This window comes from Streptomyces sp. AC627_RSS907 (genome assembly GCF_019049165.1).
Genome location: NZ_JAGMUE010000879.1, coordinates 1 through 538, shown reverse-complemented (window position 1 = coordinate 538; position 538 = coordinate 1). Strand labels below are relative to the sequence as shown.

General features: G+C 68.6%; 1 protein-coding gene. It reads right to left on the bottom strand.

Annotated features, from left to right (window positions below):
• A partial coding sequence (locus tag KUM32_RS39180) for an acyltransferase domain-containing protein (RefSeq protein WP_217146528.1) occupies positions 1-538 on the bottom strand: 538 nt, incomplete at both ends.

The following is a 538-nucleotide window of genomic DNA, read 5'->3' as shown; positions in this document are numbered from 1 at the left end:
CGCGATATCAAGCCCCGGAAACGCCTCCCGCACCTCCGCCTCCGACGCCCCCACCGCCCACATCACACCACCGGACGGAAGCCCCTGCATCAACCGACCCCGAGCAGCCACCAAAGCAGCAGCATCAGCCAGACTCAGCACACCCGCCGCATACGCGGCCGTGACCTCCCCCACCGAATGCCCCGCCACCACATCCGGCTCCAGCCCCCACGAACGCACCAGAGCCAACAACGCCACCTCAAGCGCAAAGATCGCAGGCTGCGCCCAACCCGTCTCCTCCAACCGCGCCGCACCCAGACCACCCAGCGAAAGACCCAGCGCCCCACACACCTCGTCATAAGCCGCCGCGAACACCGGAAACACCTCATACAACTCCCGGCCCATACCCACCCGCTGCGACCCCTGCCCGGTGAACACCACCCCCAGCCGGCCCTCAGCAGCAACACCCCGCACCACCACATCACCGAGCACCACCGCACGCCGCTCCAGCACCGCACGCGACGCCAACGACACACCCACATCCAGCGCGGCCGCATCC